Annotated in this window: 25 protein-coding genes; 18 read left to right on the forward strand and 7 right to left on the reverse strand. The window is 60.2% G+C overall.

Annotated elements, in window-relative coordinates; translation table 11 throughout:
* The first annotated feature begins 285 nt into the window (after positions 1–285).
* Together ACRZ9X_RS09325 and ACRZ9X_RS09330 are read left to right on the forward strand one after the other, a co-directional pair.
* Entirely contained in the window at positions 286–1,320 is a 1,035-nt protein-coding gene (locus ACRZ9X_RS09325; protein WP_480518084.1) for a FecR family protein, read from the forward strand.
* 43 nt (positions 1,321–1,363) lie between these two features.
* Positions 1,364–3,598: a CHASE2 domain-containing protein gene (locus ACRZ9X_RS09330; protein ID WP_480518086.1), complete on the forward strand. Its 2,235-nt coding sequence runs from the start codon at positions 1,364–1,366 to the stop codon at positions 3,596–3,598.
* Between the two features lie 231 nt (positions 3,599–3,829).
* Here the strand turns inward: ACRZ9X_RS09330 and hemC are convergent, their stop codons facing one another.
* Positions 3,830–4,786 (reverse strand): hydroxymethylbilane synthase, encoded by a 957-nt coding sequence (gene hemC, locus ACRZ9X_RS09335; protein ID WP_480518088.1) that lies wholly within the window; start codon positions 4,784–4,786, stop codon positions 3,830–3,832.
* 107 nt (positions 4,787–4,893) lie between these two features.
* Between hemC and hemE the strand changes: the two genes are divergently transcribed.
* On the forward strand, positions 4,894–5,928 hold the full coding sequence (gene hemE / locus ACRZ9X_RS09340; protein WP_480518090.1) for a uroporphyrinogen decarboxylase: 1,035 nt from the start codon (positions 4,894–4,896) through the stop codon (positions 5,926–5,928).
* A 57-nt stretch (positions 5,929–5,985) separates the two neighbouring features.
* Here the strand turns inward: hemE and ACRZ9X_RS09345 are convergent, their stop codons facing one another.
* Positions 5,986–7,080, reverse strand: a complete 1,095-nt coding sequence (locus tag ACRZ9X_RS09345) for a CaiB/BaiF CoA transferase family protein (protein ID WP_480518629.1) — start codon at positions 7,078–7,080, stop codon at positions 5,986–5,988.
* 181 nt (positions 7,081–7,261) lie between these two features.
* Here ACRZ9X_RS09345 and ACRZ9X_RS09350 point away from each other — a divergent pair, with 181 nt between their 5' ends.
* From ACRZ9X_RS09350 to uvrC, 6 genes are all read left to right on the forward strand, one after another.
* A complete protein-coding gene (locus tag ACRZ9X_RS09350) occupies positions 7,262–8,191 on the forward strand; it encodes an ABC transporter ATP-binding protein (RefSeq protein WP_480518092.1) in 930 nt (309 codons plus the stop codon).
* On the forward strand, positions 8,188–8,949 hold the full coding sequence (locus ACRZ9X_RS09355) for an ABC transporter permease (RefSeq protein ID WP_480518094.1): 762 nt from the start codon (positions 8,188–8,190) through the stop codon (positions 8,947–8,949). Before ACRZ9X_RS09350 ends, ACRZ9X_RS09355 begins: the two co-directional genes overlap by 4 nt.
* A gap of 114 nt (positions 8,950–9,063) precedes the next feature.
* Positions 9,064–9,861, forward strand: coding sequence for a S49 family peptidase (locus tag ACRZ9X_RS09360; RefSeq protein WP_480518096.1), 798 nt, complete (start codon positions 9,064–9,066; stop codon positions 9,859–9,861).
* A gap of 168 nt (positions 9,862–10,029) precedes the next feature.
* On the forward strand, positions 10,030–10,992 hold the full coding sequence (locus ACRZ9X_RS09365) for a calcium/sodium antiporter (RefSeq protein ID WP_480518098.1): 963 nt from the start codon (positions 10,030–10,032) through the stop codon (positions 10,990–10,992).
* 19 nt (positions 10,993–11,011) lie between these two features.
* The gene (locus tag ACRZ9X_RS09370) at positions 11,012–11,791 is read left to right on the forward strand and encodes an SDR family oxidoreductase (RefSeq protein WP_480518100.1); all 780 of its coding nucleotides are present in this window, start codon (positions 11,012–11,014) and stop codon (positions 11,789–11,791) included.
* A gap of 290 nt (positions 11,792–12,081) precedes the next feature.
* Positions 12,082–13,956, forward strand: a complete 1,875-nt coding sequence (gene uvrC, locus ACRZ9X_RS09375; RefSeq protein ID WP_480518102.1) for an excinuclease ABC subunit UvrC — start codon at positions 12,082–12,084, stop codon at positions 13,954–13,956.
* Here the strand turns inward: uvrC and ACRZ9X_RS09380 are convergent.
* Positions 13,953–14,837, reverse strand: a complete 885-nt coding sequence (locus tag ACRZ9X_RS09380) for a DMT family transporter (RefSeq protein WP_480518104.1) — start codon at positions 14,835–14,837, stop codon at positions 13,953–13,955. The two genes, uvrC and ACRZ9X_RS09380, sit on opposite strands and share 4 nt — an antisense overlap.
* Before the next feature lie 151 nt (positions 14,838–14,988).
* On the opposite strand from ACRZ9X_RS09380, the gene pgsA reads away from it, so the two are divergent.
* The 3 genes from pgsA to ACRZ9X_RS09395 are packed head-to-tail and all read left to right on the forward strand — an operon-like array spanning position 14,989 to position 16,354.
* The gene (gene pgsA, locus ACRZ9X_RS09385; protein WP_480518105.1) at positions 14,989–15,657 is read left to right on the forward strand and encodes a CDP-diacylglycerol--glycerol-3-phosphate 3-phosphatidyltransferase; all 669 of its coding nucleotides are present in this window, start codon (positions 14,989–14,991) and stop codon (positions 15,655–15,657) included.
* Between the two features lie 3 nt (positions 15,658–15,660).
* Positions 15,661–15,906 (forward strand): molybdopterin converting factor subunit 1, encoded by a 246-nt coding sequence (gene moaD / locus ACRZ9X_RS09390; RefSeq protein ID WP_480518107.1) that lies wholly within the window; start codon positions 15,661–15,663, stop codon positions 15,904–15,906.
* 1 nt (position 15,907) lies between these two features.
* On the forward strand, positions 15,908–16,354 hold the full coding sequence (locus tag ACRZ9X_RS09395; RefSeq protein ID WP_480518109.1) for a molybdenum cofactor biosynthesis protein MoaE: 447 nt from the start codon (positions 15,908–15,910) through the stop codon (positions 16,352–16,354).
* A gap of 1 nt (position 16,355) precedes the next feature.
* Here the strand turns inward: ACRZ9X_RS09395 and ACRZ9X_RS09400 are convergent, their stop codons facing one another.
* The 3 genes from ACRZ9X_RS09400 to ubiA all read right to left on the reverse strand — a co-directional run bounded on the left by ACRZ9X_RS09400 (position 16,356) and on the right by ubiA (position 19,611).
* Positions 16,356–16,676 carry a hypothetical protein gene (locus ACRZ9X_RS09400; protein WP_480518111.1) on the reverse strand — a complete coding sequence of 107 codons (321 nt, stop codon included), beginning with the start codon at positions 16,674–16,676 and terminating at the stop codon, positions 16,356–16,358.
* Between the two features lies 1 nt (position 16,677).
* On the reverse strand, positions 16,678–18,582 hold the full coding sequence (locus tag ACRZ9X_RS09405) for an OmpA family protein (protein WP_480518113.1): 1,905 nt from the start codon (positions 18,580–18,582) through the stop codon (positions 16,678–16,680).
* A gap of 66 nt (positions 18,583–18,648) precedes the next feature.
* The gene (gene ubiA / locus ACRZ9X_RS09410; protein ID WP_480518115.1) at positions 18,649–19,611 is read right to left on the reverse strand and encodes a 4-hydroxybenzoate octaprenyltransferase; all 963 of its coding nucleotides are present in this window, start codon (positions 19,609–19,611) and stop codon (positions 18,649–18,651) included.
* Positions 19,612–19,623: 12 nt separating this feature from the next.
* Here ubiA and ACRZ9X_RS09415 point away from each other — a divergent pair, with 12 nt between their 5' ends.
* The 5 genes from ACRZ9X_RS09415 to pheS all read left to right on the forward strand — a co-directional run bounded on the left by ACRZ9X_RS09415 (position 19,624) and on the right by pheS (position 24,297).
* The gene (locus ACRZ9X_RS09415) at positions 19,624–20,349 is read left to right on the forward strand and encodes a 16S rRNA (uracil(1498)-N(3))-methyltransferase (protein ID WP_480518117.1); all 726 of its coding nucleotides are present in this window, start codon (positions 19,624–19,626) and stop codon (positions 20,347–20,349) included.
* Entirely contained in the window at positions 20,346–21,194 is an 849-nt protein-coding gene (locus ACRZ9X_RS09420) for a GNAT family N-acetyltransferase (RefSeq protein WP_480518119.1), read from the forward strand. The genes ACRZ9X_RS09415 and ACRZ9X_RS09420 overlap by 4 nt, the downstream gene beginning before the upstream one ends.
* Entirely contained in the window at positions 21,191–21,718 is a 528-nt protein-coding gene (locus ACRZ9X_RS09425; protein ID WP_480518121.1) for a hypothetical protein, read from the forward strand. The genes ACRZ9X_RS09420 and ACRZ9X_RS09425 overlap by 4 nt, the downstream gene beginning before the upstream one ends.
* Before the next feature lie 64 nt (positions 21,719–21,782).
* A complete protein-coding gene (locus ACRZ9X_RS09430; protein ID WP_480518123.1) occupies positions 21,783–23,153 on the forward strand; it encodes a glutamate--cysteine ligase in 1,371 nt (456 codons plus the stop codon).
* 70 nt (positions 23,154–23,223) lie between these two features.
* Positions 23,224–24,297 (forward strand): phenylalanine--tRNA ligase subunit alpha, encoded by a 1,074-nt coding sequence (pheS, locus tag ACRZ9X_RS09435; RefSeq protein WP_480518125.1) that lies wholly within the window; start codon positions 23,224–23,226, stop codon positions 24,295–24,297.
* Between the two features lie 32 nt (positions 24,298–24,329).
* Here the strand turns inward: pheS and ACRZ9X_RS09440 are convergent, their stop codons facing one another.
* The gene (locus tag ACRZ9X_RS09440) at positions 24,330–24,713 is read right to left on the reverse strand and encodes a hypothetical protein (protein WP_480518127.1); all 384 of its coding nucleotides are present in this window, start codon (positions 24,711–24,713) and stop codon (positions 24,330–24,332) included.
* 379 nt (positions 24,714–25,092) lie between these two features.
* Here ACRZ9X_RS09440 and ACRZ9X_RS09445 point away from each other — a divergent pair, with 379 nt between their 5' ends.
* Positions 25,093–25,896 (forward strand): CE1 family esterase, encoded by an 804-nt coding sequence (locus ACRZ9X_RS09445; protein WP_480518129.1) that lies wholly within the window; start codon positions 25,093–25,095, stop codon positions 25,894–25,896.
* Positions 25,897–25,903: the final 7 nt, after the last annotated feature.

Raw genomic sequence — 25,903 nt, forward strand, 5'->3', positions numbered from 1 at the left:
TCTGTCATCATTGAAAATTTCTGCATTTAGGAAAAGGGCGACGCGCGGCGCGTCCGAACAAAACCAACTCTGTGAATGCTGTGTCCAATGCGTTCATTTTATCCGGAAGCAACAGCCCGCATACAACAACTCCAGCGCTCGGACTTGCCAATCGGGCGGTTTACGCGCATATTTGTGCAGTTTTAAAAGACAAATAGACTAAAAAAGTTTATTATCTGAGGCAAGATATCGGGCGCGGGGTCGTTTTGGCTCCGACAGGAACCTTTGGGGGAAGGGGACTTGGTTTTGGCCTGGTTAAAAGTGTGTCTGGTTATTGTAACATTGATGGCGGTGCCCAATGCGGCGTTTGCAGTCATAGGTAAAGTGCTTCGCGTCTCACAGGGTGCAGAAGTTACGCGCGCGGGAAAGACCGTGCCTTTGCGGGAAGGAATGGAGGTCGCATCCGGGGATGCGATTGCAACCAACCGGACCGGTCTGGTTCAGCTTCTATTTGTTGATGAAACAAAGATTGCTGTTGGGCCGAACGCGCAAATGGTTCTGGATGTGTCCATGTTGCGCGGCGGGCGCAAGGCCAAGAACTTCACTGTTCGGGCGTTGGGTGGCAGTTTCCGGTTTATCTCGGGCAAAAGTCGCAAGCGCGCCTACGCGATCAAGACCCCGTCGGCCACAATGGCCGTCCGGGGCACAACTTTTGATATGTGGATCACGTCGGGCGACCAAAGCGCAATGCTTGTGATCGAGGGAGCAGTGCGTATGTGTGGGTCCGGCGGATCCTGCCGATCAGCCAGCCGCCAATGCAGCATGTTTGCCACAAGCGCGGGTGGCGCGGTTGGTCGACCTGCGGATCGGGTACAATATGACAAAGCTCTGAAAGGCGGGTTTCCTTTCATTCAATCTCAGCAGGGGTTGTTGCCTGCTTTCCAGGCGGATTCTGACGGGTGTCGCGACGGGGCTGTTCGAAGAGTTCGACAGCGCGTTGAAACCGACCCACCAGAGCGAAACCGCCCCGCTCCGGCCCCTGTTCGGAGGGCGGGTCAGGTAAAGGCGGTTGCAAAGGCGGCTAAACCAAAAGAACCCGAGCGTGAGGAACGCCGAGAGCCAGAGCGTGAGGAACGGCGAGAGCCCGAGCGTGAAGAGCGGCGTGAACCCGAGCGCGAAGATCGTACCGAGGCCCGGTCCGAAGCAAGCCCAGAGCGCGAAGCCGGTGCACAAGCGACCGCTGGCGAGGTCAGCGCCTCAGCCGGATCGGAAGGGGATGACAAAGAGACGGGCGCCAGAGCAACCGCAACCGCAGGTAATGTGACAGCCGTTTCGCGGTGACCGGTTGGACAGAACGCCTCGCGCAAGCGCCAAGGAGGATCACGTGGCGCGCAGAACGATAGACAGAAAGGCGCGGATGCTGGCCTTCCGTCTGGTGGGCATCATTCTGATCATGTTCGGCTGTTTCATTCGCGTTGCGGATCCCTACCCGGTGCAGATTTCCCGGCTGATCTATTTTGACGCTCTGCAACGGATTTCTCCACGTGTCTATGATCCCGATCTTCCCGTGCGCGTCGTGGACATAGACGAGCAATCCCTGACAGCCTGGGGTCAATGGCCCTGGCCGCGCACCCAGTTGGCGCAGATGGTTGACAGATTGGCAGATTACGGGGCCGCCGCGATCGCCTTCGACATGCTGTTTGTCGAACCGGATCGGTATTCTCCGTCCCGATTGCTGCAGGATCCGGCGCTGTCGGGTGTTCTGAGCGTGGACTCCGACGCGACAGAGCTGGACAATGATGTGAAATTCGCGGCGGCCCTTGCGGGTTATCCGGTTATTCTGGGTGTTGCCGCTCGGATTTCCGATGGCGGAGCGGTCGTGGCCCCCAAATCCGGGCTGATCGAAATCGGCGAAAACCCCGCAGCCGGACTGACTGCCGTGCCCCATTGGACTCCGCTGGCCCCGCCTTTGGGCGATTACGCATCCGGTGTGGGCGGGGTGAACGTGTCTCCGATCGGCGGTCTGGGCGTGGTTCGTCGGGTTCCGGTTCTGTGGGCCGGTCCGGGCGGCGTCATGCCTGGGCTGGGCGTTGAGGCGCTGCGGGTCGCACTGGATGAGCCGGTCTACTTCGCCGAAGGTGCACAGGACGAGGCCGGTATCATGCTGGGTGTCGGGCTTGCGGAATACTGGATGCCAACCACCGAACATGGCGAAATCTGGGTGCGGTACCGCAAGGATCATCCCGATCTGTATCTTTCTGCGGACGATGTCATGCAAGACCACGAGAACCCGCAATTGCGCGAACAGATTGAGGGGCGGATCATCCTTGTCGGAACTTCCGCAGCGGGGCTGTTTGATATGCGCGAAACCGCGCTGGGCGAATCCGTGCCGGGTGTTTCTATCCACGCGCAGATCATTGAGCAGATTCTGCTGGGCGAAATGCTCAGTCGCTCGGATGTAACATCGGCGCTGGAATTGGTGGCCTTTGTCATCCTTGGGGTTGTTGTAACGGTGGTGATGTCCAGCTTTGGTGCCGTGGCCTCGTTTGTGGCGGGTGGTGTCGCGGCCGCTGTCGTGATGGGCATCAGTTGGATGGCGTTCCAGAATCAGTTGGTCCTGTTCGACGCCACATTTCCGCTGATTGGGGGGATGGCCAATTTCGGATTGCTGGCCGCATATCAGTTCGCGTCGACCGAGCGTGAGAAGCGTGTGATCCGCCAGACCTTCTCGCATTATGTCGCGCCGGAAATACTGGATGAGATGGAGGCCAACGGTCACCAATTGCAACTGGGCGGCGAGACGCAAGAGATCACCGTGATGTTCTCGGATATTCGCGGTTTCACGCCACTTTCCGAAACGGTCTCGGCCACTGGTCTGGTCGCGATGTTAAATGAACTGTTCTCGGAAATCGGGGATCGCATTCTGCTAGAGCGCGGAACGATCGACAAATTCATCGGTGATGCCGTCATGGCGTTCTGGAACGCGCCGCTTCCGGTTCCCGATCATCCCTGCAAAGCCGCGCTTGCGGCGCTGAACATGCGCCAGGCCCTTACAGTGTTCAATGACTCTCCGACCATGCAGGGACGCCCGCCAATAGCGCTGGCGACCGGTTGTGCGACAGGCACCGCGTGTGTCGGCAATATCGGTTCGCGCAGCCGGTTCAACTATACGGTTATCGGGGATGTCGTGAACGTGGCCGCGCGGATCGAGCAGACCTGCCGCCACGTTGAGTACGACATTCTTGTCTCACACTCAGTGCAAGCGGCGACCGGTTCGGACCTGGCGGTGCTGGAGGCCGGGTTTATAGATCTCAAGGGTAAAAGCGAGCCAGAGCCGGTATATCTTCTGGTCGGTAATCGCGACGTGGCCCTGAGTGGCGCGTTCAAATCTCTGGAAAGGGCGCATGAGACATTGATAGCCGCGATCAGAAACCGCGAGACTCAGGACGAAATACTTAGATACTGCAGTGATTGCATCCACTTGTCGGCAGAGGTCGAGCGGGGACTGGTTGATTTCTATCGGGCGATTCCCGGGCGCGTGGCAGATTTTCGCGCCGATGTATCCGCGACGCAGGTGGTGTTTAGCCATCACAATGGCCCCAACAGAGCCACCGGTTAGATTGGAATTTGCTGGGCAAATAAAATGGGCCGCTGTTGGTAATTCAACAGCGGCCCGTCTGATGGAACAAAGAGGTCGGTCTCGCCCCCTCGAATACTATCTAAAACATAACGGGCTAAAACTTTCGATATACTCGAGACCGCCCGGGTGTTCTCATCAGCACAACCTCACATTGCGCCAACTGCGCTGCGGGTTCAGTGAACAAGATCACATTCGTTGAAAATTAATTGCTTATCGCCAATCAAAAAATCCCGGACCGGCCTTGGCCAGCAAATCTGCAGCCATTTTCTGACCGATGGACGTCCCGTCCGAGGCTGGGCCCGTTGCTTCAAGCGCGATGGATTCCGACCCGTCCGGGCGCAGGACTTCGCCGCGCAGGTGAAGGGTGCCATCGTGGATTTGCGCCAGCCCGGCAATGGGCGTCTCGCACGAGCCGTCCAGCCCCAACAGCAGCGCGCGTTCCGCTGCAAGCCGGTTACCGGTCTCGGTGTGGTGTATTGCGGCCAGCATATCAGCGGCGCGGCTGTCGTCGGCGCGCCGTTCAATCCCGATGGTGCCCTGCGCAATCGCGGGCAGCATGTCGTCGGGCGAGATTGCTGTGGCCGGAACCTCGTCCATCTGCAGACGCCGCAGCCCGGCCATTGCGAGAAAGGTGCAATCGGCCACCCCGTCAGCCAGTTTCTTCAGCCGGGTCTGCACATTGCCGCGAAACTCGACCACGTTCAGATCGGGTCGCCGATTCAGCAGCTGTGCACGCCGCCGCAGTGAAGACGTTCCGACCACTGCGCCTTCCGGCAGATCGTGAATGGAGCGCAGGCTGGGAGAGATAAAGGCGTCGCGCACATCTTCGCGCGGCAGGAACGTGTCCAACACCAGCCCGGCCGGTTGCTCGACCGGCATGTCCTTTGTCGAATGCACCGCAATGTCAATATCGCCGCGCAACATCGCCTCTTCGATTTCCTTGGTGAAAAGACCTTTGTTGCCGATCTCTTTCAGCGGGCGGTCCGCATCGATCATGGCGCGGTTGTCGCCGGTGGTCTTGATCACCACGATCTCGAACGCGTCTTCGGGCAGGTCGAACGCTTTGCTCAGACGCGCGCGGGTTTCATGTGCCTGCGCCAGCGCCAGCGGCGATCCACGGGTACCGATTTTGAGAGGCGAGGCGGGGGTGGGCAATGTGAGACTCATGCGCACAGCTTTAGTCGCGTCACATTGCCCTGACAATGGGGGCAGAGCTTGACAAATTGCCACTGAGGGACGACCGGTGACGCCAAACCGGAAGATTGGGGACAGGCATGGCCGAAACAAAGACATTGCTGCGGGCGCTGGCGGGCGAGGTTCAGGACGTTCCGCCGATCTGGATGATGCGCCAGGCCGGGCGCTATCTGCCCGAGTATCGCGCGACCCGTGCGCAGGCCGGGGATTTTCTGTCGCTGTGTTACAACCCCGAACTGGCGGCCGAAGTTACATTGCAGCCCATTCGCCGCTATGGCTTTGACGCGGCGATCTTGTTTGCAGATATCCTGCTGGTACCGCAAGCGCTGGGCGCTGACCTGTGGTTTGTCACCGGTGAAGGCCCGCGCCTGTCAAAGATCACGCAGCAATCGGACTTCGATGCGCTGAAACCGGTTGAGGATATCCACGAGACGCTGTCGCCAGTCTATGAGACCGTGCGCATCCTGTCGCGGGAATTGCCCTCCGAGACAACGCTGATCGGTTTCGCAGGTGCCCCTTGGACGGTGGCCACCTATATGATCGCCGGGCGTGGCACGCCGGATCAGGGGCCGGCGCATGCGTTGCGCGAGGAAAACACCGCTCTGTTCGAGGCTCTGCTGGATCGGATTACTGCAGCGACGATTGAATACCTGTCCGCACAGATCGAGGCAGGGGCTGAGGTGGTCAAGATTTTCGACAGCTGGGCGGGATCATTGAAGGGCGAGGCGTTCCGGAAATACGCTGTTGAGCCCTGCCGGGCGATTACGCAGGCGATCAAGGCCCGGCATCCGGGTATTCCAGTGATCGGCTTCCCGCGTGAAGCGGGTGAAGGTTATGTCGGATTTGCCAAGGCCACGGGTGTCGATTGCGTGGCGCTGGACAATTCGGTGTCGCCAGACTGGGCGGCTGAACATGTGCAGGTGGATGGCTGTGTGCAGGGCAATCTGGCCTCATCCCATATGGTGACGGGCGGGCAGGCGCTGGTGGATGAGACCCGCGCGATTGTCGAGGCGTTCTCGAAAGGCCCGCATATCTTCAATCTGGGGCATGGGATCACGCCGGATGCAGACCCTGAGAATGTGCAGTTGATGATCGATACGGTGCGCGGGCGGTGATCGGGTGAGGGGGCCAGCCCCCTCTTGGCCTGCGGCCAATTCTCCCCCGGGATATTTTTAGCCAGATGAAGCGGGCGGGAGTTCGTTCAGGATGTCCTGCGTGTGCTCTCCGCGTTTGGGGCTGGGTTTAGGGTGCCAGTTGCGGGTGGAGAAGCGGGGGGCGGCGGCGGCTTGTCTTGTACCGTCGTGGTCCAGCCATGTTTGCCGGGCGGCATTCATGGGATGTGCCCGTGCCTCGGTCGGGGACAGGACAGGTGTAACGCAGGCATCGGTGCCGTGGAACAGCGCGGCCCAGTGATCGCGCGGCTTGGTGGCGAAGATATCGGCGAGCCGGTCTGAAAGTCGGGGCCACGCGGTGTCGTCATATTGCTGGGCGAATTCCGGATCATCCCCTAGCTTCATGAGATCAAGGAAACAGGTATAGAATTTCGGCTCGAGGCACTGAACCGAGATATGGCCGCCGTCGGCGCAAGTATAGCTTCGGCTCCAATGGGGGCCATCCAGCAGGCTTTGGCCGCGGGTGTCTGAGAGGTTTCCGGTTTGCCGCAGGCTCATCAACAGGTTCATCATATGGGCTGAGCCGTCATAGATGGCGGCGTCGACCACTGTGCCAACCCCGGTACGCTGCGCATTGAGCAGGCCTGCCAAAAGACCGGCAACCAGATACATCGCGCCGCCGCCAATGTCGCCCACCAGAGTTGCGGGTGTCACAGGGGGCTGACCGGGGGCCGAGGCGTACCAGAGCGCTCCAGAGAGCGCGATATAGTTCAGATCGTGCCCGGCGCTATGTGACAATGGACTGTCCTGACCCCAACCCGTCATGCGCCCATAGATCAGTTTGGGGTTCAGATCGTGGCAGATGGATGGGCCAAGCCCGAGTTTTTCCATCACTCCGGGGCGGAAGCCTTCGATCAACGCATCTGCCGTGGTGATCAATTTGCGGGCCACATGAAGGTCTGCGCTGTCCTTCAGGTCCAGAGCGATTGAGCGTTTGCCGCGATCCAGCAGGGACCGATCCGGCATGCCGGGCGTCACGGGCGCGCCTTTGCGGTGGATGGTGATCACGTCCGCTCCCATATCTGCAAGCAACATGGCAGCAAAGGGCCCGGGGCCCAGCCCTTCGAATTCAATGATACGGATACCGTCAAGCATATCGTCCTCCACAATGCTCAGGGTTTCCGGGGCGATGCTGGAATGCAAGCCGGAAATGTCTGGCGGCAGGCAATCTGATTCAATCGCGCCGTCCGAGGCCTCGCTGGCCCACATCTTTGCGGAAATGCCCTGTTCTCTGATCGGTTGCCGCGATAGGGTCTGGGCCAGAATGAGGGCATGAATGACGACGATACTATCGATCCGGGATCTGCGAAAATCCTATGCGGATGGGTTCGAGGCACTCAAAGGTGTCTCGCTGGACATTGAAGAGGGTGAGATTCTGGCCCTGCTCGGCCCGAATGGCGCGGGCAAGACGACGCTGATCTCTACGATATGCGGTATCACCACACCAACCTCTGGCAGCGTGACTGTTGGGGGGCACGACATTCAGACCGATTTTCGCGCAGCCCGCCGGATGATCGGACTTGTGCCGCAGGAAATTGCGCTGGAACCGTTTGAGAAGGTCTGGAACACGGTGCGCTTCTCTCGGGGTTTGTTTGGGTTTGGCTCAGACAACGCCCGGATCGAGGAGATCCTTCGCAAGCTCTCGCTGTGGGACAAGCGCAAGAATGCGATCAAGGAACTGTCGGGCGGAATGAAGCGCCGGGTGCTGATCGCCAAGGCACTGGCGCATGAACCGCGTGTGTTGTTTCTGGACGAGCCTACCGCAGGCGTGGATGTCGAACTGCGCAAGGACATGTGGGAGATTGTGGCCGAGCTGAAACAGGCCGGTGTCACCATCATCCTGACCACGCATTACATCGAAGAGGCCGAGGCCATCGCCGATCGTGTCGGGGTCATCGACAAGGGTGAGTTGCTACTGGTGCAGGACAAAGACACTTTGATGGCTCAGATGGGGAAAAAGCAGATCGAGGTGATGTTGACGGAACCGATCTCGGCCATTCCGGATAGTCTGGCAGCACATAGCCTGACGCTGAGTGGCGATGGCGATGCGCTGGTTTATACCTATGACACAAATGCGGACCGAACTGGCATTACCACATTGCTGAACGATGTGGCCCAGGCCGGGTTGGTCTTGCGCGACGTGCAGACCCGGCAGTCGAGCCTTGAGGAAATCTTTGTCAATCTGGTGTCCGGAGAACCCGCATGAACTGGTCCGCCATCGCCGCCATATACCGGTTTGAAATGGCCCGGTTCTTTCGCACTCTGGCGCAGAGCTTTCTGTCACCGGTTCTGTCGACTTCCTTGTATTTCGTGGTCTTTGGCACCGCCATCGGCAGCCGCATTCAGGAGGTTGAAGGCGTGTCTTATGGCGCGTTCATCGTGCCCGGTCTGATCATGCTGTCCGTGGTGATGCTGGCCATCTCCAACGCGTCCTTCGGGATTTACTTTCCGAAATTCCTGGGCACGATCTACGAGCTTTTGTCGGCCCCGGTGAATTTTATCGAGATCGTTATCGGGTATGTGGGGGCTGCAGCCACCAAGTCGCTTTTTGTGGGGCTGGTGATTCTGGCCACGGCCACATTCTTTGTGGATTTACGCATCGAACACCCCATCGCGATGGCTGTGTTTCTGATCCTGACCTGCCTCAGCTTTTCCCTGCTGGGTTTTATCATCGGCATCTGGGCCAGCAATTTCGAGCAGATGTCGCTGGTGCCGCAGCTGATCGTGACCCCGCTGATCTTTCTGGGGGGCACGTTTTATTCCATCTCGATGCTGCCGCCGGTCTGGCAGACGATCACCTTGTTCAACCCGGTGGTCTATCTGATTTCGGGCTTTCGCTGGTCCTTTTACGGTCTGGCCGATGTTCCTATCGGGTTCAGCCTTTTGGCAATTCTGGCGTTCACAGTATTGTGTTTGGGGATCATTGGCTGGATCTTCAAAACCGGCTGGCGCATTCGTAGCTAAGTCAGGTTGGCCGTTGCATTTTTGCCCATCACACTCAGGAAAATGTGTTCACGTCACATTTAACGCCCGGACCGTCCCTTGTTTACCGGTTGGGCGCACTCTACATCGGCACCCATGAAGTTCAGCCTGCCATTTGTCAAAAAGCACCCTTGCGTCGCCATTGTCCGCCTGTCCGGTGCAATTGGAATGGCCGGGCGTGGGTCGATGTCGGATGCCGGTTTGGCGCCGGTGCTTGAAAAGGCATTCCGCAAGGGCAAACCCGCCGCCGTCGCGCTTGAGGTAAACTCGCCCGGCGGTTCCCCGGTGCAAAGCTCTCTGATCGGGGCGCGCATCCGGCGGCTGGCGGATGAGCTGGATATCCCCGTCTATGCCTTTGTCGAGGATGTGGCGGCCTCGGGCGGGTATTGGCTTGCCGCGGCAGCCGATGAAATCTACGCGGATGACAGTTCCGTTCTTGGCTCGATCGGGGTGATTTCGTCGGGGTTCGGCGCGCATGTCTTTCTCGCCCGGCAGGGGTTCGAGCGGCGGGTTCACACGGCGGGCCAGTCGAAATCGATGCTCGACCCGTTCGCGCCGGAAAAGAAAGAAGACGTCGCGCGTCTGAAACGCCTGCTGGGTGATATCCACGAGAATTTCATTGCGCATGTCAAAGCGCGTCGCGACGGAAAACTGGACGAGACCCAGGATCTGTTCACGGGCGAGGTCTGGCTGGCGCGGCGGGCGCAGGAATTGGGTCTGATCGATGGGATTGCCCACCTTAAGCCCAAGATGCAGGACCGTTTCGGCGACAAAGTGAAATTCCGCCGGTACGGATTGAAGAAACCGTTCTGGTCGCGCTTTGGGGCCGAGATGGCACAGGACGCCATTGCCGGGCTAGAGGAGCGGGCGGCCTACGCGCGTTTCGGTTTGTAATGTGATCATCAAGGCCGTCACTTTGTTTCTGGTCGGCATGGCGGTGCTGGCGATGTTCGGAAAGCTGCGCTTTCCGGGGCAAAAACGGCTGAATTCGGCCAGATGTTCGCGCTGTGGCCGGTTCAGAATTGGCAAAGGTCCCTGTGCCTGCGAAAAGGGGGGGCGTTCATGACAGCATGGCTGTTTTCCGGCCTCGGACTTCTGATCCTGTTGTTGGCAGGGGATGCGCTGGTGCGTGGTGCGGTCAATCTCAGCCTGCGTCTTGGTGTGCCCGCACTGATCGTCAGCCTGACCATAGTGGCATTTGGCACCTCGGCGCCCGAGTTGTTGATTGCGATCAGCGCGATTCAGGAAAACGCGCCGGGTATTGCTTTGGGCAACGTTGTGGGGTCGAACACCGCAAATATTCTGCTGGTTCTGGGTTTGCCCGCGCTGCTGGCGACCTTGCACACAAGCGAATGCGACAGCCGCAAGAACTATGTCTTTATGCTGCTGGCTTCGGTTCTGTTCATCGGATTGGCCTTCTGCGGGGTTTTCAACCTGATCAGCGGTGCCATTTTGCTGGTCGCTTTGGGCCTGGTGCTCGGCAATGCCTTCCGCGAGGCCCATGCCCACCGCAAAGCCTGTGGTGAAGCCTGCGCCGATGACGAGGAATTGGAAGGGTTGGAAGAAGCCGACCCGGACATGCCTTACTGGAAGGTTTCGATTTATCTGATTCTGGGCCTGATCGGGCTTCCCATGGGGGCACATCTGCTGGTCGACAACGCGACAATTATCGCCCGCGATTATGGGGTCAGCGAAACGGTCATCGGTCTGACACTCATTGCCGTGGGCACGTCATTGCCGGAACTGGCCACCACCGTGATGGCCGCGTTGCGCCGTCAGGCGGATGTGGCGCTGGGCAATGTCATCGGGTCGAACATGTTCAACCTGCTGGCCATTATCGGTATCGCGACCTTGTTCGGACGCATCCCGGTTGATCCTGAATTCCTGCGATTTGACCTTTGGGTCATGCTGGGCTCATCCCTGTTGCTGATCCCCTTCGTCTTTTTCAAGAAAGACATCACACGCGGCTGGGGTATGGTGTTGACACTTCTGTATGTAGTCTACGTCATTTCTCTGTTGGCGTAAGAAGCAGGGAGCGAGCCTTATGACCCGAGCGTTGGTGACCGGTGCCGGAATTCGTCTTGGCCGGGCGATGGCCCTGTATCTGGCGCAGCGCGGGTATGATGTCGCCGTCCACTTTGCGACCTCAGAACGGCCTGCTCAGGCGGTTGTGGCCGAGATCAAGGCTCTGGGTCGGCACGCCGTCGCATTGCAGGCGGACCTGCTGGACGAAGCGCAGGTAGCCAAACTGTTGTCCCGCGCGGCCGAAGGGTTGAGCGGGCCGATTACGTGCCTCGTGAACAACGCCTCGATCTTCGAATATGACAACATCCACACCGCGACACGCGCCAGCTGGGACCGTCATCTAGACAGCAACCTGCGTGCGCCATTCGTTCTGACACAGGCGATGGCCGAGCAGGGTCTGGAGCCGGAAACGGACGACGTGGGCGAACCTGTTGCAACCGGACTGATCGTCAACATGGTCGATATGCGCGTCCGCAAGCTGACGCCCGAGTTTATGTCCTATACCATCGCCAAGATGGGTCTGTGGGCGCTGACGCGAACCGCAGCTCAGGCGTTGACGCCTGCCATTCGTGTCAACGCAATCGGACCCGGGCCGACGATGCAGGGGCACCGGCAAAGTGCGGATCACTATAAGGCGCAGCGCATGAATACCGTGCTCGAGCGTGGAGCAAACCCATCCGATATCACTGCGGCGCTGGGGTATTTTCTGGACGCGCACGCTGTTACCGGACAGCTTTTATGCGTGGATGGCGGTCAGCATCTGGGCTGGCAAACTCCTGACGTTCTGGGCGTGGAATAGACAACTCGGATGCAAGTTTTGCACCGCTCTCGTTTCTGTTACCAGCACGTTACAAAAATGTCTTATCTTTCATACACTTGCCTTATGAAATAAAAAATATATAATAAAAACAATGTGTTATTTGGTCGCCTATTTTTTAGGCAAATCAAGGAATCCTTAATGAAACAAGGGAAATTCCGGGCGACCCAAAACTTATCTGCACAGTTATCCACAGAAACCGTGGATTTGTTTTCTCTTGAACTGGAACGCTCAAGATTGCAGCCGGGATCAGAGAATCATATCTCTGGCGTATGACCACCGACAGCGACTCACCTTCTGACATTCAATCCACCGGCTATTCCTGCATTCAACGGTATGCAAAAACATTGGACGGATCGCCCGGCGTATACCGGATGCTGGACGGTGACAGTCGGGTTTTATACGTGGGCAAAGCGCGGAACCTGAAGGCGCGGGTGTCGAATTACACGCGCCCCGGGCATTCGGGCCGGATCGAGAAAATGATCGCCGCGACCGCTTCGATGATGTTTCTGACCACACGGACCGAGACCGAGGCGCTGCTGCTGGAACAGAACCTGATCAAGCAGCTCAAGCCAAAATACAACGTGCTGTTGCGCGATGATAAAAGCTTTCCCAATATTCTGGTCGCCAAGGATCACGCCTTTCCGCAGATCAAGAAACATCGGGGGGCAAAGAAAGAGAAGGGGGCTTATTTCGGCCCTTTCGCCAGTGCGGGTGCTGTCAATCGGACGCTGAATCAGCTGCAAAAGGCGTTTTTGTTGCGCAATTGCTCGGATTCGATGTTCGACAGCCGCACGCGACCCTGTCTGCTCTATCAGATCAAGCGGTGTTCGGGACCGTGTGTGGGTTTGATTTCGGCAGCGGATTACCGTGAAAGCGTCAGGGATGCTGAGCGGTTCCTCTCGGGCCGGTCAACCAAAGTGCAAGAGGATCTGGCGGAACAGATGATGGCGGCTTCTGAGGCGATGGAGTTCGAACGCGCCGCCGGTCTGCGTGACCGGATAAGGGCGCTGACACAGGTACAGACCTCTCAGGGGATCAACCCGCGCGGCGTGGTCGAGGCAGACGTGATCGGCCTTTATATGGATAGCGGGCAGGCCTGTGTGCAGGTGTTCTTTATTCGCGCCAACCAGAACTGGGGGAACAAGGATTTCTACCCTCGGGTCGGGGCCGACGTGTCGCCTGCCGAGGTGATGGAGGCCTTTTTGGGCCAGTTCTACGACAACAAGGAACCACCCCGGCAACTGATCCTGTCGGACGCAATCGAAAACGCCGATCTGATGCAGCAGGCTCTGTCCGAGAAAGCGGGCCGCAAGGTGGAAATCCTTGTCCCGCAACGCGGCGAAAAGCAGGAGCTGGTCGCCGGTGCCCTGCGCAACGCACGTGAATCGCTGGCCCGGCGGATGTCGGAAAGTGCCACGCAAGCCAAGCTGCTGCGCGGTGTGGCCGAGGCGTTTGAGCTGGACGCGCCTCCGGCCCGGATCGAAGTCTATGACAACAGCCATATCCAGGGCGCGAATGCTGTGGGTGGCATGATCGTAGCGGGCCCCGAAGGGTTCATGAAAAATGCTTATCGCAAGTTCAATATTCGTGGCGACGACCTGACCCCTGGCGACGATTTCGGCATGATGAAAGAGGTCCTGACCCGCCGTTTCACCCGCCTGCAAAAGGAAGATCCCGACCGCGAAAAAGGCATGTGGCCCGACCTGCTGCTGATCGATGGCGGCGCCGGGCAAGTGAGTGCGGTGCGCGAGATCATGGTCGAACATGGCGTTGAAGACATTCCAATGGTTGGTGTCGCCAAAGGTGTTGACCGGGATCACGGCAAGGAAGAATTCCATCGCACCGGCCAGCGTCCCTTTGCGCTGAAACGCAACGACCCGGTGCTGTATTTCATCCAGCGTCTCAGGGACGAGGCACACCGCTTTGCAATCGGAACCCACCGGGCGAAGCGGGCCAAGGCGGTCGGCGCTACGCCTCTGGACGAGATCCCTGGCGTGGGGGCTGCGCGCAAGCGCGCCTTGCTGACTCATTTCGGCAGTGCCAAGGCGGTCAGCCGGGCCAATTTGGCGGATTTGAAAGCGGTCGAGGGGATATCAGCCGGGCTGGCGCAGAAAGTTTACGATTTCTTCCACGACAAGGGCTAGGTGCGGCGTCCCCGCCACAGGATATACAGCCCCGAGGCCACGATCAGCGCGCTGCCGATCCACATGGTGCGGTCCAGCCGCTCGCCGAACATCATAACGCCCAACCCGATTCCGAACAGCAATCGCGAATAGCGAAACGGCGTGACGGCCGAAACTTCGCCGGTGCGCATGGCCTTCATCAGGGACGCATAGGCAATGGCCCCGCACAGGACCGCCCCGGCCAAATAGAGGCTGTGTTGCGGGCTGAGCGCGACAAACGCACCGCCTTCGAAGAACCAGAACAGACCCCCGGCAAGAACCACGCAGATGAACCCGTAAAACCCCAGCACCTCGGTGCCCAGCGTCGCTGGCGCGGCGCGGCTGGACAAATCGCGGCCTGCAAAACCGAACATGCCAAGGACCGCCAGAATGGACAGCGCCGAGAAACTGTCTCCGGTGGGCTGAATGATGATCACCACTCCGATCAAACCGATCAGAATAGCGCTCCAACGTCGCCACCCGACAGTCTCGCCAAAGAACACAGCAGCCCCCGCAACAACGACGAGGGGCGTGGCCTGCAGGATCACCGTCGCCGAGGACAGCGGCGTATAGGCGATCGCCAGCACATAGAACAACCGGCCCAGAACCTCGAAACAAGCGCGCACCTGCATCGCGCGCGACCGCACGTCGGGGTGAAACAGGCGGGTGCCGCGCTGCATGGCAACAATGGCGAAGATGACAGATCCACCCAGTCCGAACAGGATCAGAACCTGCCAGATCGGCAGGGCGACTGCGGCGGACTTCAGCAGCGCGTCCTCGACGGCGAACATGGCCATGGCGCCGATCATCCAGGCGCTGCCGATCAGGTTTGACCTGGGGTCGGTTTTAATATGAGTTGTCATGTACCTTGCCCCGGTCTGATGTTCTGCGCAATCTGACGTCAAACCGGCCCGAGTCCAAGGGCTGCGGCGCTTTGACCAACCATCTGTGATTGGGGATGTTTTTCGACAGCCTGTCTTTTCTGTCCTGAAACCGCGATGTAGGGTCGGCATTATGAAGTGGAACCTGCCCAATATTCTGACTCTGCTGCGTCTGCTGGCTGCACCCGGTCTGGCCGTGATGTTTTTGTATTTCACCCGACCCTATGCAGACTGGTTTGCGCTGATCCTGTTCCTGTCGGCTGCGATTACCGACTGGTTCGACGGTTATCTTGCGCGCGCGTGGAAACAGGAGACCAAGATTGGCGCGATGCTTGACCCGATTGCCGACAAGGCGATGGTGGTGATCGCGCTGATGATACTTGTGGGGTATGCTCAGGACAGCTGGACCGCCTGGCTGGTCTTGCCGGCCACCGTGATCCTGTTTCGCGAGGTTTTCGTCTCGGGTCTGCGCGAATATCTGGGCGATGTTGCCGGTACGCTCAAGGTCACCAAGCTGGCCAAGTGGAAGACGACGGCGCAAATGGTTGCCATTGCGGTTCTGTTTTCGCAGGGCATCTTTGAACATTATGCGGTGATGTCGACCTTTGGTATGGATGCCGATCTGGTCGAGCAGGTGATCTCGGGCCAGGTTGAGGACGTAAATCACCTGCGCTGGCATCTCACCGGCATGTACTGGTCCGGACAGATCGGGCTGTGGTTGTTGTGGATTGCCGCCACGCTGACATTGATCACCGGCTATGATTACCTACGTAAAGCGATGCCCCACCTGAAGGAGAGCTAACGGATGGACGTGCTGTATTTCGCCTGGGTGCGCGAACGCATCGGCCTGCCGAAAGAAAAGGTCGAAACGCAGGCGGCCACGGTCAATGATCTGGTTGCCGAGCTGAGCGCGCGCGAGGATCGCTATGCCGCCGCTTTCGCCGATCTTTCGGCCCTGCGCGTGGCGCTGGATCAGGAATTGTCGGATTTTGACGCTCCTTTGACTGGGGTGCGCGAGGTTGCGTTTTTCCCACCCATGACAGGGGGCTGACATGCGCGTCGTCGTTCAGGAAGCGCCCTTTGATCTGGGGGCCGAGGTCAACGCCTTTGCCTCGGGCGATGAGGCGGCAAACGGTGCTATTGTGACCTTTGCCGGCGTCGTGCGCGATCTGGCCACCGGCGATCTGGACGTGATGGAGATCGAGCATTACCCCGGCATGACCGAGCGGGCGCTTGCCAAAATCGCCGAAGAGGCGCAGGCGCGTTGGTCGCTGGGTGATGTGCTGGTGATCCACCGCCATGGGCGTCTTGCGCCGGGCGACCGGATCATGATGGTGGCCACCGCGTCGCCTCACAGAAAAGATGCGTTCGAGGCAGCAGAGTTTCTGATGGATTACCTCAAATCCCGCGCGCCGTTCTGGAAGAAGGAAATCACCACATCCGGTGCCGAATGGGTGGCCGCCAAGGACGAGGATGAAGACGCGTTGACCCGCTGGTAAATCAGTCTGCGTTGTTGATACGGCCGCGCAGTTCCTCGGCCTCTTGTCGGGCGGCGCGGACGACTTCCATTGTAGCGGCAAGTTCAGCCTCGGTCTGGGTCAGCTGATTGGTCAGCTCGGCCTCGCGCTGTTGCAGATAGGTGATGGCCTGATCGCGGGTTTCTTCGGCCTCGTGCAGCTCCTGACTCATGCGATCCAGATCGGCCACGTCACTTTGGCGCACGCGCGACAGACGGTGGGCCAGCCAGTTGGCAAACCAGCCCATGCAGAAGGCTGCGAACAGGATGATGGCGGTGGCGATGATGAATTCGGTTCTGTTCAACTTACTGGTCCTCTGCGCCCGCATCCGTTGCGTCGGTTTCAGGGGTCTCGGCCTCGGCTTCCATCGCCTCAAGCCCGGTTTCGGTGTTGGCGACCGGTTCGGGGCGGATCAGGCGGAATTCGATGCGACGGTTTTCCTCGCGCCCATCCTCGGTGTCATTGTCGGCAATGGGCTGCGTCTCTCCATAACCGACAGCGGTATAGCTTGAGGTCGGGATTCGACGCCCACGCAACTCGTTCAAAATCGACTGCGCGCGCGCCTGGCTGAGCTGCTGGTTCATCTCTTCCCGCCCCTGACTGTCAGTGTGGCCCTGAATCTCCAACCGGATCGGGCCGCAATCCCGCAGAATATCGGCGATCTGATTCAACGCGTCACGCGAATCCGAGGCGACTGTGGCCGAGCCGGGTTCAAACGCGATCTTCGTGCTGGCCTGAACTTGGGCAATTTGTTCTTCGCAGAGCTCGGGGTCGGGCAGGGCGTCCTCGGGTTCAGGTGGTTCCTGATAGGCGATCGAAAGCGTGAAATCCTGCGCATCGCCCAGCTTTTCCGACAACAGGCCCGCGATGCGGGGTTTTGCATCGGGATCATGACTGAGCCCCGAAAGGGTCACGTTGTCCGGCGTGACCGTCAACACGCCGTTATGCAGCTGCGACAGCGCCTCCAGCCCGGCCAGGACCCGCACAGGCCAGTCAGCCGGCAGATCAGACACGATGCGGGTCGCCATATGGACTTGCGTCGATCCAAAGGCCGCTCGGGCAAAACTGTCGGCCATACTGTGCAAGGTGTCGTCGCTCAGGCGCCCGCGCAGTTGCACCAGCCCTTCGGGGCTGCGGGTCGCGGTGAATTCCACCGGGCCGGTCGCGTCTTCCGTTTCCGGTTCGGGTAACACCGCATGCAGGGCGAACACGTCAGGCAGCGCGTTTTCCAGCTCACCCACGACGCGGTCAAACAGGGCCGTGCTTGTGCCCTGCGCCGCCACCAGAGTGATATCGGCATCCGACAGCGTAACCGAGCCATGACCAATCTCTGCCAATGCTTTGATGCTGAGTTCCGCCGCGTCCGCCCAGCGGGGCGAGGGTACGCCGAGGCCAATGGTGCAGCTATAGGGCCCGGTCAGCCCGGCCTGTTGGGCCGCTTCTATGATGGCTTCGCGCGCCGTCTCATCCTGCGCGGAACAGGCGTCGAATTGTCCGCCCTCATCATTGATCAGATAGCGCAGCGTAAAAGGTGTAAGCACCGGACGGGGCGCCGAGATGTCCAGCCCGATCCGCAGGCCGGGAGGGGCCGCCCGGCTGAGGTCTTGTTCCAGCCGTTCCTTTTCCTGCTGGCTTTCCGCGATGGCCGTGATCCGAACCAGCCCGGGACTGGCAGAGATCTTGGCGCGGGGCAGGCTTGTCAGTGCATCCAGCGCAAACCCGATGGCATCATCCCAACCTTCAGGCTTCGGATAATCTGCGCTTTCCATAAGGTCCGACACCGATCTGTCCTGATCCATCCTTTGCAGGCGGTTGATCATGGCCTCACGGTCTTCGGTGGCAGGTACCAGACCGATAACGGAAATCCCGCTTTCATTGCGCAGAATTTCCGCCGAGAACCGTGGCGGCGTCAGATCGGCGGTGGGCGCGACCTCCATCTCGTCGATGACCCGCGACGTATCAACTTCGGTTCCCGCAGCTGTCAGCGCGTTGAACCGGGTGGCTTCGTCCGGGGCTGTTCCGGTCAGAACCACGCGCAACCCGTCCGATTCGACCTCGGCCCAATCATGACCTTGCAGGTTCAGTGCCCGTCGCACCGCCAGTTCCGAGGCGTCCTCGATCTTTGTCACAGCAATGCTGGCGCCGAAGACGGACAGCGCGGCAGAGACCGCGAATATCAGCGTGACGGCGAGGGCATACGGCAAATGCATGGGTTGGGTTGCGACTCCTCGGGCCTTGGGTTCCGGACTCATACCCAGCCGGGCGGGCGGGTGCAATCAGAGCATCAGGGCGACGCAGAGGAAGATCAGCGGAATTAGGCCGGTGTCGCGGTTGGCGCGGAACAGTTGCAGCAGTTTGGCATTGTCTTCGGTGTCCAGACCCCGCAATTGCCACGCCATATGCCAGCCCATCGCCCATGGCCCCGACAGCGCAACGACCAGCGCCAGGATCGATGCCCGTGACAAGGTCGCGTCGATAATCGCCAGACCCATAAGGCCAACGGTGGCAATCAGGAAATACTTCAGCCATTTCGCGGTGTCTTCGCCAAACAGCCGGGCGGTGGATTTGATGCCGATCAGCTCATCATCTTCGGCGTCCTGATGGGCATAGATGGTGTCATAAAACAGGGTCCAGGCGATGCCGGACAGATAGAGGATGATCGCGGGCCAGCCGACCGTGCCCGTATGCGCGGCCCAGGCCAGCAAAGCACCCCAGTTGAAGGCCAGCCCCAGAAACACCTGCGGCCACCAGGTGAACCGCTTGGCAAACGGATAGATAGCGACGGGCAGCAGCGACAGGACCCCCATCGCAATCGCGGCCCGGTTGAAAGTCAGCAGAATCACCAGCGCCAGCAGGCATTGCAGCCCCATCCAGATCACCGCCTGCCGCACGCTGACCTGACCCGAAGGGATCGGACGCGAGCGGGTGCGTTCGACCTGCCCGTCAAAGTCGCGGTCGGTGATGTCGTTCCACGTACAGCCCGCACCGCGCATCAGGAACGCCCCGATGGCGCAGCCGATGGCGATCCACAGGTCCTCCCATCGCGGCGATCCATCGCTGAGGATCGCCAGCGCCAGACCCCACCAGCAGGGAATCAGCAGCAGCCATGTGCCGATGGGCCGGTCAGCGCGGCTGAGCCTCAGATAGGGCCGGGCAAAGGCCGGGGCATGGGTGTCGACCCAGTTGCCGCTGACCGCATCCGCGACCTGACCGTCTGGTGTTGGGGCATTGCCTTGCATATGTAGGGTCTCATGACTGCGAAGATCAGACTGTATGTAGAGCACCCTTTGGGTCCGGGGCAATCGGTTCCTTTGACGCGCGAACAGGCGCATTACCTGTTCGGCGTCATGCGCCTGTCCGTGGGCGGGCAGGTCGCCCTGTTCAACGGGCGCGATGGCGAATGGCTGGCCGAGGTGGCCGAGGCCGGGAAGCGCGGCGGGTCACTGACCTGCGCCCAGCAGAGCAAACCGCTGCAGATGCCGCCCGATCTGTGGCTGCTGTTCGCGCCGATCAAAAAGGCCCGCACCGATTTCATCGTTGAAAAGGCAGCAGAAATGGGCGCCGCGCGGATCATGCCAGTGCAGACCGAGTTCACCAATTCCGAACGCATCCGGCAGGATCGCCTGCAGGCTCACGCGGTCGAGGCTGCGGAACAATGCGGCGGCACTTTTGTGCCCGAGGTCACCGATCTGCAACGGCTCGACCGGGTGCTGGACGCATGGCCTGAGGACCGTCAACTCATGTTCTGTGACGAGGCTGAGGTCGGCTCGGCCCTGCGTCTGGCCGCACATGAGAAGGGTCAGCCCTGGGCCATTCTGATCGGCCCCGAGGGCGGATTTTCGGAACGTGAGCGCAAGCGGCTGAGCGGTTTGCCTTTCGCTCATGTGGTCAGTCTCGGTCCCCGCATCCTGCGTGCGGATACGGCGGCGGTCGCGGCCATGACCATGTGGCAGCAGGCGCTGGGAGACTGGGCATGACGTGGCGCGCCGCTGAGGACAGCGATGTGCCGCTGATCGATAGGTTTCTGTCTCAGCACATCCAGACCTCGATGTTCCCGTTGGCCAATCTGCGCGATTACGGCCTGCGCGCGTCCGACCCCCGCGCGCTGAAAGTCTGGGTGCTGGGCGATCCCCTGCGTGCCGTCTTTGCGATCACGAATGAGGGCATGGTGCTGCCGCAATGCCCCGACTGCTCGGACAATGAGCTGGCCGGGGCGATTGATCTGATCCGGGGGCATCCGCTGTTCGGCCTTGCTGCCGAGGCTGGGCAAGCGCGGCGGATCATGAGGCTTGCCGGCTGGGATGACCGGCCCGCGACGCTCAACGGTGATGAGCCGGGGTTTGCGCTGGATCTGGAGCAACTTGTGCTGCCCGATCTGACCGGTGCGCGGCTGGTGCCGATGGGCGATCTGGATCGCTCGGTCACCGAAGGCTGGCGGCGGGACTATTTGATCGAGGCGATGGATTTCGATCCCGCGCGCGCCGCCGATCAGGCTGGTAAAGACTTCGACGCTTACACGGCACGAGACTCGCATCGGGTGCTTCTGGTCGATGGCGAGCCCGTCGCCATGACCGGGTTCAATGCCCGCCTGCCCGAGATCGTGCAGATCGGTGGCGTCTATACTCCGCCCGAGTTGCGCGGGCGCGGCCATGCCCGCCGCGCCGTTGCCCTGCATCTGCTTGAGGCGCAAAACGTCGGGGTGTCCCGCGCGGTGCTGTTTGCCGCTTCCGAATCTGCAGCGCGCGCCTATATCGGTATTGGGTTCAAACCTGCGGGGCACTACTCGCTGATCCTGTTCACCAATCCAAAGGACACGGCATGAGTTTCATCCGACCCGAAGCCAAACTGGCCCTGTGGCGCTGGCGCGAAGTTCTGGTGGCGGGGTTTGTCTTGCTGCTGGGCCTCAGTTGGATTAACGGCCCCGGTGGCCTGCTGGGCTGGATGGGCTGGGTGCTGGTCGTAGTCGCCGCGGCGTTGGCGATCATCGGCGTGCAGCGCGCACGGTTCCGCACCGGCGCGGGTGGGCCCGGCGTTGTGACCATCGACGAAGGTCAGATCACCTATCTCGGTCCGCTCGACGGTGGCATCGTCGCCACGCGCGAGATCGAGCGGCTGGCGCTCGACCCGACCTCGCGCCCGGCAATGTGGGTGCTGGATCAACCCGGCCAGCCGACCCTTCACATTCCGGTGAACGCCGAAGGGGCCGAGGCGCTGTTCGACGTATTCTCGAACCTGCCGGGGCTGAAAACCGAACAGATGCTGTCGGAACTCAACGGTGGTGCGGTGCATCCCGTGGTGATCTGGGAGAAGACGCCATCGCGCCCGGCGCATCTGCGCCTGCATTGACACTGGCGGCATTTCCCCCCACGACTGACCCAAAGACAGACACAGCAGGATCGGAGACCGGTTCATGTCCATCCCCCAGTCCGGCGGCGGGCCGATCGAACGCCATGAGCAACTGGCCGAATATCTGGAATCGGGCTGCAAGCCCAAAGAAGATTGGCGCATCGGCACCGAGCATGAAAAGTTCGGCTATTGCAAGGACACGCTGAAACCTCTGCCGTTCGAAGGCACCCGCTCGATCGTCGCCGTGCTTGAGGGCTTGCGCGACCGCCACGGCTGGGCCGAGGTGCGCGAGGCCGACAAGCTGATCGGGCTGGAAAAGGACGGCGCCAATGTCAGCCTCGAACCGGGTGGCGCATTGGAACTGTCGGGTGCTCCGCTGGAGACCATCCACGAGACCTGCGACGAGGTGAACACCCACCTGCGTGAGGTGAAGGATATCGCCGATGAGATTGGCGTGGGCTTCATCGGTCTGGGGGCCGCTCCTATCTGGACCCATGATGAGATGCCGCTGATGCCCAAGGGCCGCTATCGGCTAATGAACGACTACATGGAAAAAGTAGGCACCATGGGCCGCGCCATGATGCGGCGCACCTGCACGGTTCAGGTCAATATCGACTTCGGGTCCGAGGCTGACATGGTGCAGAAACTGCGCGTCGCACTGGCCCTTCAGCCGGTGGCGACCGCGCTGTTTGCGAACTCGCCGTTCTTCGAGGGCAAGGTCAACGGCCAGAAAAGCTGGCGCAGCTATATCTGGCGGCATCTGGACGATGCGCGCACCGGGATGCTGCCGTTTGTGTTCGAGGACGGTTTTGGCTTTGAACGCTACGTGCAATATGCGCTCGATGTGCCGATGTATTTCGTCTATCGCGACGGGCAATACATCGACGCGCTGGGCATGTCCTTCCGCGACTTTCTGCAGGGCAAACTGCCCGCGCTGCCCGGTGAGACGCCGACGCTGTCGGATTGGGCTGATCACCTGACAACGGCTTTCCCCGAGGCCCGCATCAAGAAATATATGGAGATGCGCGGCGCGGACGGCGGCCCATGGCGACGGCTCTGCGCCTTGCCCGCCTTCTGGGTTGGCCTGACCTATGATCAGGGCGCGCTGGATGCGGCCTGGGATCTGGTCAAGGGCTGGGATGCCGAAACGCGTGAAGCGCTGCGGGTCGAGGCGGCCAAAGGCGGCCTGCAGGCGCAGGTCGGCAGCATCAACATGCATGATCTGGCGCGCGAGGTGGTGAGCATTGCCGATGCCGGTCTGAAAGCCCGCGCCCGCCCCGGCGCCGGGGGCCTGGTGCAGGACGAGACGCATTTCCTCAACGCGCTGAAAGACAGTATCGAAACCGGTCAGGTCCCGGCTGACGAGCTGCTGGAACATTATCACGGCGACTGGAACGGCGATCTGACCCGGATTTTCCCCGAATACAGCTATTGATCCTTACCGTCCCGCTTGCATTCGCGGGGCAGGGCCGATAGCAGGTTGGCGACCAAATTCAGAGGGCGTCATGGACGATCTTAAGGCAAAATATCTGGGCCAAATCGCCGAGGCAGGCGACGAAAACGCGCTTGAGGCGATCCGCGTCGCTGCCGTGGGCAAAAAAGGTGAGGTTGCGCTGAAGATGCGCGAGCTGGGTAAGATGACGCCCGAAGAGCGTCAGGTCGCAGGCCCTGCGCTGAACGCCCTGAAGGATGAGATCAACTCGGCGCTGGCCGCCAAGAAGGCCGCGCTAGCCGACGTCGCGCTGGACGCGCGTCTGCGCACCGAATGGCTGGACGTCACCCTGCCGACCCGCGCGCGCCGTCAGGGTTCGATCCACCCGGTCAGTCAGGCGACCGAGGAACTGACCGCGATCTTCGCGGAACTGGGGTTCTCCGTCGCCGAAGGGCCCCGGATCGAGGATGACTGGTATAATTTCGACGCTTTGAACATCCCCGGCCACCACCCCGCGCGGGCCGAGATGGACACGTTCTACATGCACCGCGCCGAGGGCGACGATCGCCCGCCGCATGTGCTGCGCACGCATACGTCTCCGGTGCAGATCCGCTCGATGGAGAAACAGGGCGCGCCGATCCGCGTGATCTGCCCGGGCGGCGTGTACCGCGCCGACTATGACCAGACCCACACGCCGATGTTCCATCAGGTCGAGGGGCTGGCCATCGACAAGGACATCTCGATGGCGAACCTGAAATGGGTTCTGGAAGAGTTCGTGAAGGCGTTCTTTGAGGTCGACGATGTCGAACTGCGCTTCCGCGCCTCGCATTTCCCGTTCACCGAGCCGTCGGCCGAGGTCGATATCCGCTGTTCCTGGGACAATGGTCAGCTGAAGATCGGCGAAGGCGACGATTGGATGGAGATTCTGGGTTCGGGTATGGTCCACCCCAAGGTGATCGCCGCCGGTGGGATTGATCCAGAGGTCTATCAGGGTTTTGCGTTCGGGATCGGTATCGACCGTCTGGCGATGCTGAAATATGGCATTCCTGATTTGCGGGCGTTCTTTGACAGCGATCTGCGCTGGCTGCGGCACTATGGGTTTGCGGCACTGGATATGCCGAACCTGCATGGTGGTTTGAGTAGGTAAGAGTTACGGTAAGTGCTGCAATAGACGGGCTGCTACCAGGAGTTTACGCCGATCTTTTGGTCACCGTTATATACATCTACGGAACGAGGGGACGTTAGCACCCAAGTTTCGCATACCTCGTTTCCGCCATCTATGCCGTTCCATTTGCGGCAGAACTGATCTCCTTTGATGGACCATGTTCCCTTGAGTATGATCTCTGTACCGCTGTCTGTTTTGGCCTTTCCGTTCCCTTTGCCATTTTTGTTCAATTTCAATGAGCCAGTATAGCCTTGCCCCTCACCTCCTAGATTCAGGGTAGCCCCGTTCTTTAGTAGATCGTTCAATTGCGCTTCTGTCATTCCGCCGGGAGGCGCAGAAAACAAAACTGTTGGAATCAGCAAAAGATAGCTCACTAAAATCGTTAAACTGTTTTTCATAATATCGCTCCACGCGTCATTTGTTTAAGAAATTGGCAACATTAAGTAGCTTCAGGTTAATCGCGATCAGCCAGAACTGGTCGAATTGCATGCCGAAGATTTTGCAAAGATAACAAATTTGCTATCCTACCGCTAGGAAAGTAGGAAACCTCGATTGGCAGAGAGCTTCACACTTAGAACTTATAGTGCCCAGCAATAACCGAGGATCGCCACCTCGCGGTCTGGCGGTAGCGCGGCTTGGTGCTTTGATCTGATGTAGGGCTGGCTTCAGCCCGCCATGTGTGGGGTGCCGGGCTGAAGCCCGGCCTACGGTGCTATTTTACAGGCTCGCACGGGGTTGTGACGTGACAGTTGGCGTCAGGCGGCTAGGCTCCGGCCTATGATATACCGACTGATTTTCCTGCTGCTCACCGCTACCCCGGCACTCGCCATGGGGCCTTGGAAAACCGACTGCCACGGCGATACGGCCTGTGAGGTCGGCGACCGCTCATACCATGTGCTGGAGCCCGAGGGGTGGGACGGCGAAACGCCTCTGCCCGTTTTGCTGCATTTCCACGGCTGGGCGCGGCAGGGGACCGTGGTGGTGAACCATCAGCGCATCGCCGGTGCGACCAAGCTGCGTGGCGTATTGCTGGTGGCCCCGAACGGGTTGGGCAAAAGCTGGGATTTCTGGTCGGCGGACACGCGGGATGTGCCTTTTGCAGATGCGGTTCTGGACGACGTGGCAAAGCGCTATCCGGTTGATCCCGAACGCATCTATGTCTCGGGCTATTCCTTCGGCGGCGCGATGGCGTGGCGCTATGTGTGCCAGTCGGGCAATGACATCGCCGCCTTGCTGGCCGTCGCGGGCAGCATTCGCCAGACTGAGCACTGTCCCGAAGCCCCGCGCGAGGCGCGCCATGTGCATGGGCTCAGCGATACGGTGATGGATTTTCCCTATGGCGAGGATGGTGACACGACCTATCCCGTGTCGCTTTGGCGTTCGGCCTATGACTGCCACGATGCCACCCCGCGCGGGGATTGGAGCGTGGTGCCGATCCTGACCCTCAGCCGCGTGGAGTGGACCGATTGCGCGCGCGGACAAGTCACGCTGGACACCCATCCCGGCGGGCATTTCATCCCCCATGGCTGGATCGGGCGGCAACTGGACGAGCTTTTGGGCCGCACCCCGACCTATCCGTAAGCCGCAG

The sequence above is a fragment of the Ruegeria sp. AL1 genome (assembly GCF_056540905.1).

What these genes read in the sequence shown, in the direction of transcription:
- hemC (WP_480518088.1), bottom strand. Translation starts at nt 4,786, where the DNA reads ATGAGTCTCACATTGCCCACCCCCGCCTCGCCTCTCAAAATCGGTACC.
- hemE (WP_480518090.1), top strand. Translation starts at nt 4,894, where the DNA reads ATGGCCGAAACAAAGACATTGCTGCGGGCGCTGGCGGGCGAGGTTCAG.
- ACRZ9X_RS09345 (WP_480518629.1), bottom strand. Translation starts at nt 7,080, where the DNA reads ATGCTTGACGGTATCCGTATCATTGAATTCGAAGGGCTGGGCCCCGGG.
- ACRZ9X_RS09350 (WP_480518092.1), top strand. Translation starts at nt 7,262, where the DNA reads ATGACGACGATACTATCGATCCGGGATCTGCGAAAATCCTATGCGGAT.
- ACRZ9X_RS09355 (WP_480518094.1), top strand. Translation starts at nt 8,188, where the DNA reads ATGAACTGGTCCGCCATCGCCGCCATATACCGGTTTGAAATGGCCCGG.
- ACRZ9X_RS09360 (WP_480518096.1), top strand. Translation starts at nt 9,064, where the DNA reads ATGAAGTTCAGCCTGCCATTTGTCAAAAAGCACCCTTGCGTCGCCATT.
- ACRZ9X_RS09365 (WP_480518098.1), top strand. Translation starts at nt 10,030, where the DNA reads ATGACAGCATGGCTGTTTTCCGGCCTCGGACTTCTGATCCTGTTGTTG.
- ACRZ9X_RS09370 (WP_480518100.1), top strand. Translation starts at nt 11,012, where the DNA reads ATGACCCGAGCGTTGGTGACCGGTGCCGGAATTCGTCTTGGCCGGGCG.
- uvrC (WP_480518102.1), top strand. Translation starts at nt 12,082, where the DNA reads ATGACCACCGACAGCGACTCACCTTCTGACATTCAATCCACCGGCTAT.
- ACRZ9X_RS09380 (WP_480518104.1), bottom strand. Translation starts at nt 14,837, where the DNA reads ATGACAACTCATATTAAAACCGACCCCAGGTCAAACCTGATCGGCAGC.
- pgsA (WP_480518105.1), top strand. Translation starts at nt 14,989, where the DNA reads ATGAAGTGGAACCTGCCCAATATTCTGACTCTGCTGCGTCTGCTGGCT.
- moaD (WP_480518107.1), top strand. Translation starts at nt 15,661, where the DNA reads ATGGACGTGCTGTATTTCGCCTGGGTGCGCGAACGCATCGGCCTGCCG.
- ACRZ9X_RS09395 (WP_480518109.1), top strand. Translation starts at nt 15,908, where the DNA reads ATGCGCGTCGTCGTTCAGGAAGCGCCCTTTGATCTGGGGGCCGAGGTC.
- ACRZ9X_RS09405 (WP_480518113.1), bottom strand. Translation starts at nt 18,582, where the DNA reads ATGCATTTGCCGTATGCCCTCGCCGTCACGCTGATATTCGCGGTCTCT.
- ubiA (WP_480518115.1), bottom strand. Translation starts at nt 19,611, where the DNA reads ATGCAAGGCAATGCCCCAACACCAGACGGTCAGGTCGCGGATGCGGTC.
- ACRZ9X_RS09415 (WP_480518117.1), top strand. Translation starts at nt 19,624, where the DNA reads ATGACTGCGAAGATCAGACTGTATGTAGAGCACCCTTTGGGTCCGGGG.
- ACRZ9X_RS09420 (WP_480518119.1), top strand. Translation starts at nt 20,346, where the DNA reads ATGACGTGGCGCGCCGCTGAGGACAGCGATGTGCCGCTGATCGATAGG.
- ACRZ9X_RS09425 (WP_480518121.1), top strand. Translation starts at nt 21,191, where the DNA reads ATGAGTTTCATCCGACCCGAAGCCAAACTGGCCCTGTGGCGCTGGCGC.
- ACRZ9X_RS09430 (WP_480518123.1), top strand. Translation starts at nt 21,783, where the DNA reads ATGTCCATCCCCCAGTCCGGCGGCGGGCCGATCGAACGCCATGAGCAA.
- pheS (WP_480518125.1), top strand. Translation starts at nt 23,224, where the DNA reads ATGGACGATCTTAAGGCAAAATATCTGGGCCAAATCGCCGAGGCAGGC.
- ACRZ9X_RS09440 (WP_480518127.1), bottom strand. Translation starts at nt 24,713, where the DNA reads ATGAAAAACAGTTTAACGATTTTAGTGAGCTATCTTTTGCTGATTCCA.
- ACRZ9X_RS09445 (WP_480518129.1), top strand. Translation starts at nt 25,093, where the DNA reads ATGATATACCGACTGATTTTCCTGCTGCTCACCGCTACCCCGGCACTC.